Annotated in this window: 6 protein-coding genes and 1 tRNA gene; all 7 read right to left on the bottom strand. The window is 60.8% G+C overall.

Annotated features, from left to right (window positions below):
- Positions 1-14: 14 nt before the first annotated feature.
- The 7 genes from rplL to E5W87_RS19920 all read right to left on the bottom strand — a co-directional run bounded on the left by rplL (position 15) and on the right by E5W87_RS19920 (position 3871).
- Positions 15-392, bottom strand: a complete 378-nt coding sequence (rplL, locus tag E5W87_RS19890) for a 50S ribosomal protein L7/L12 (RefSeq protein ID WP_023680442.1) — start codon at positions 390-392, stop codon at positions 15-17.
- A gap of 54 nt (positions 393-446) precedes the next feature.
- Positions 447-965: a 50S ribosomal protein L10 gene (gene rplJ, locus E5W87_RS19895; protein WP_065011395.1), complete on the bottom strand. Its 519-nt coding sequence runs from the start codon at positions 963-965 to the stop codon at positions 447-449.
- Between the two features lie 394 nt (positions 966-1359).
- Complete coding sequence (gene rplA, locus E5W87_RS19900) at positions 1360-2058, bottom strand: 50S ribosomal protein L1 (RefSeq protein ID WP_292401148.1); 699 nt, start codon at positions 2056-2058, stop codon at positions 1360-1362.
- 4 nt (positions 2059-2062) lie between these two features.
- Entirely contained in the window at positions 2063-2491 is a 429-nt protein-coding gene (gene rplK / locus E5W87_RS19905; protein ID WP_023798121.1) for a 50S ribosomal protein L11, read from the bottom strand.
- A gap of 173 nt (positions 2492-2664) precedes the next feature.
- Complete coding sequence (nusG, locus tag E5W87_RS19910; protein ID WP_006333333.1) at positions 2665-3192, bottom strand: transcription termination/antitermination protein NusG; 528 nt, start codon at positions 3190-3192, stop codon at positions 2665-2667.
- 27 nt (positions 3193-3219) lie between these two features.
- Positions 3220-3423, bottom strand: a complete 204-nt coding sequence (secE, locus tag E5W87_RS19915; protein WP_029352158.1) for a preprotein translocase subunit SecE — start codon at positions 3421-3423, stop codon at positions 3220-3222.
- 372 nt (positions 3424-3795) lie between these two features.
- Positions 3796-3871, bottom strand: a tRNA-Trp gene (locus tag E5W87_RS19920).
- Between the last annotated feature and the right edge of the window lie 627 nt (positions 3872-4498).

Raw genomic sequence — 4498 nt, forward strand, 5'->3', positions numbered from 1 at the left:
CCGATATCAAACGCTTACTTCAGTTCGACCTTGGCGCCGGCTGCTTCCAGCTGGGCCTTGAACTTGTCCGCGTCGGCCTTGGAAACAGCTTCCTTGACCGGCTTCGGAGCCGCCTCGACCAGGTCCTTGGCTTCCTTGAGGCCAAGACCGGTGATGGCGCGAACTTCCTTGATGACGTTGATCTTCTGAGCGCCCGCCTCGGTGAGGACGACGTCGAATTCCGTCTTTTCCTCGACCGGAGCAGCTGCGGCCGCAGCACCGCCAGCGGCGGCAACCGCCACCGGAGCAGCTGCGGAAACGCCCCACTTTTCTTCCAGAAGCTTCGACAGCTCGGCCGCCTCAAGGACGGTCAGCTTCGAAAGGTCGTCTACGATCTTTGCCAGATCAGCCATTGCAATATTCCTTCATAAGGTTCGAACGTGTGTTTGTGATAGCGAGGAACGGCCTCATGCCGCCTCGTCCTTCCGGGCGTAAGCGCCGATGACACGCGCGACCGAAGCCGCAGGCGCATTGACGATCTGGGCGATCCGGGTTGCCGGCGTGGCGATCATGCCAACCAGCCTGCCGCGCAGCTCATCGAGCGACGGAAGTGTGGCGAGTGCCTTCACACCGTCGGCGTTGAGCGAGGTTGTGCCCATTGCGCCACCGAGAATGACAAGCTTGTCATTTCCCTTGGCGAAGTCGGACGCGACCTTCGGCGCCGCAATCGGATCCTCCGAATAGGCGATCAGCGTCTGTCCCTTGAACAGGTCGATGATCGATGCGGAGTCCGTGCCCTGAAGAGCGATTTTGGCGAGACGGTTCTTCGCGACTTTGACGGTGCCACCGGCGACACGCATTTTCGACCGAAGGTCGTTCATTTGCGCGACGGTGATACCGGCGTAGTGGGCCACGACGACTGAACCAGCGCCCGAAAACGCTTCATTCAGGCCCGTGACGAGTTCGCGTTTTTCCGCTCTGTCCACTGCCTATCTCCAGTTGACCCCTGCCCTTTTCACGAGGACAGGCGTCGGGTTGCCTTTTGCCGGCCGGGCCATCCAGTAACGGATCTCCCGAACGACGCTCGAGGATCCTGCCCCCTTTCGCCACACCAGCCGGCAAGCCGAATGGTGCGCAGACAAAAGGCAAACACGGTTCGAACCTTTCATTGGAGCAGTCGCTCCGTTGTCCGGTCTTCACCCGTCTCATGCAGGCCCACATGAATTAAGGCCCCCTTGAACTAAGGCTTGGGGCCGCCCGCAATCTCGGACAGGATGTCCGGAAGCCTTCCGACTTCCGGTACCGGGCCGCCAAGATAAATCGGAGGCCCGGAATTCTGTTGCGGAGCGGCCCTTTAGCGGCCGATCCAAATAGGTCGTATCAGGACGCTGCCAGCGTCGAGACGTCGAGCTTGAGGCCCGGGCCCATCGTCGAGGTGACCGACACCTTCTTGACGTAGTTGCCCTTGGCGCCAGCCGGCTTGGCCCTGTTCACCGCGTCAGCGAAGGCGCGGACGTTCTCTTCCAGCGCCTTGACGTCGAACGAGATCTTGCCAACGCCGCCATGCACGATGCCGGCCTTCTCGACGCGGAACTCAACGGCGCCGCCCTTCGACGCCTTGACGGCGGCGGTAACGTCGGTGGTGACGGTGCCGACCTTCGGGTTCGGCATCATGCCGCGCGGGCCGAGCACCTTGCCCAGACGGCCGACCAGCGGCATCATGTCCGGCGTGGCGATGCAGCGATCGAAGTCGATCGTGCCCTTCTGGACGATGTCGACCAGATCCTCGGCGCCAACGATATCGGCGCCGGCCGCCTTGGCTTCCTCGGCCTTGTCGCCACGCGCGAAAACGGCGACGCGGACGGTACGGCCGGTGCCGTTCGGCAAATTGACCACGCCACGGACCATCTGGTCGGCATGGCGCGGGTCAACACCCAGGTTCATCGCGACTTCAACGGTCTCGTCGAACTTCACCGACGACCGGTCCTTGAGCAGCTTCAACGCATCACCCAAGGCGTAGGCCTTGTTGGGATCGATGCCTTCACGGGTCTTCGATACACGCTTTGCAATCTTTGCCATGATCTCAGCCCACCACTTCCAGACCCATCGAGCGGGCGGAGCCTTCGACCATGCGCATGGCCCCCTCGATATCGGTTGCGTTCAGATCCTTCATCTTCTGCTCGGCGATGGCGCGCACCTTGTCGCGGCCGATCGTGCCGGCCTTGACCTTGCCCGGCTCCTTCGAGCCCGACTTCAGGTTTGCGGCCTTCTTCAGGAAGTAGCTCACCGGCGGCGTCTTCATGACGAAGGTGAACGACTTGTCCTGGTAGTAGGTGATGACGACCGGAACCGGCGATCCCTTTTCCATTTCCTGGGTCTGCGCGTTAAACGCCTTGCAGAACTCCATGATGTTGATGCCGCGCTGACCAAGCGCCGGTCCGATCGGGGGCGACGGCGTAGCCGAACCCGCGGAAACCTGGAGCTTGAGCTGGCCTGCAATTTTCTTAGCCATCTCTTTCCTGCCTTATCTCATGCCGGCGCCACTATCTGGGCAATACCGGCGGTTGCAGTCTGGTGGTGCGGTTCCTGTGGCCGGCTAAAGCCGCATTCGCCTCCCACCCGTTTTGGCCGCGCGATCTCCACGCCGCCTCCCCTCGTCGCCGAATGGGCGACAAGGATTTCGGATCAGCCCTTTTCGACCTGTCCGAACTCGAGATCGACCGGCACGGCGCGCCCGAAGATCGAAACTTCCACCTTGAGCCGCGCCCGCTCCTCGTCCACTTCCTGGACGAAACCGTTGAACGACGCGAACGGACCGTCCGAGACGCGGATCGCCTCGCCGATCTCGAAAGTGACCGACGGCTTCGGCCGCTCGACGCCTTCCTGCACCTGGTTCAGGATGCGCTGGGCTTCGGCCTCGGTGATCGGCACCGGCTTCGAGTCACCCAGGAAGCCGGTGACCTTCGGCGTGTTCTTCACGAGCGAGAACACCGCGTCGGTCAGGTTGGCCTTCAGGAGCACGTAGCCCGGGAAGAACTTGCGCTCGGCATCGACCTTGCGGCCGCGGCGGATCTCGACGACCTTCTCGGTCGGCACGACGATCTGCTCGATGTCAGCGGACAGGCCTTTCTGCTTGGCCTTGTTCTCGATGTCCTCGGCGACCTTTTTTTCAAAGTTCGAATAGGCGTGGACGATGTACCACCGCGCAGTCATTTCAAGACTTCTCCGTAATCGCCGGACTTAGCGTCCAATGCCCAGAATCTGCTCGACCGCGAGGCCCATGAGCTGATCGGCGGTAAAGAAAAAGATCATCGCGATCACAGCGAACGCCAAGACCATCACCGTCGAAATCATCGTTTCGCGCCGCGACGGCCAAGTCACCTTGGCGGTCTCCGAGCGAACCTGCTGGAGAAAGACGAAAGGATTTGTGGTTTTCGAAGCCATGTGCCGCCTGTCTTCGAGACCCGTTGACCGGATCTCCTGGATGATCCCGCTGGCCGGGATGTGCCGCCTGAGCCTTGTGTTTGCGCCGAATCAGCGCAATCATTTCGCCCATGCAAATCGGACGCGTAAAGCCGGCTTCCCAGCTCCACGCGTCGCGTGTCTGTTTCGTCTACATAAAACCGATTCTTGATCCACGCAAGTGGCAAGTGTCCGCTTTATGACCAAACGCCGCCTCGGAACCATCCAGTCGTCCCGTCCCGGCTATGGCCTCTTATGCCTCAAGACAGCCTATATGGCAAGTCACCGCGCGATTTTCAAAGGGCCGATGCGTGGAAGACCAGACAATTTTCATGAAATGGCCATTTCGAAAAATGGCACGGGCAGCAGGGCTCGAACCTACGACCTGCGGTTTTGGAGACCGCCGCTCTACCAACTGAGCTATGCCCGTATCGTGCGCGCATGTCGGCGCAGCAGGCGCTTCCTAAAAGCTTCCGTGCGCGCTGTAAAGAGGGTCTGCACTGCGCTGCCTTCATCTGCGGAAGTCCAGGCGTCCTCCCGGCCATTTCCCGTCGATTCTTTGACTGCTCACGATCAATCCGACCCATGGGCGCGTTATTTCTGGATCGGTCGTATTTTCCAACCAGCCCATTTGCACCCTCGCGCCGCGCATCGACGAGCCCCTTGCGCGCGCCGTGATCCCAGTCAAACAGCAGGTAAACTCTTTCTCCCACTGTTTTCACTTCGGCTCGACCCGGCTTCCACTTATCCTTGGCATCGCCCGGGATCGTCGGATCGGCGCCGCCATTCCATCGGCTGGACCAGCTTCCTTCGATAGTGTCGTTGCTGTCGCGGCCGCCTTCGGCGCCCCACGCTTCGGCATTTTCATCGCTCGCAATTCCGTCCAGCTGTACGCCTGCGGCGAACGCCGACACCTCCTCGTCGTTGGGTGCAGGGACATCCAAGACACTGAACGGATTCCGAATTCCGCGGTTCCTATCAATGGTGTTGCCTGAGTTTTCCCTGTTTTCCGATCTCATGGCAGATCTCCGGTTTTGCGTCCTTTCGACTGGCGGGG

It is taken from the genome of Mesorhizobium sp. (assembly GCF_004962925.1).
Classification (GTDB): domain Bacteria; phylum Pseudomonadota; class Alphaproteobacteria; order Rhizobiales; family Rhizobiaceae; genus Mesorhizobium.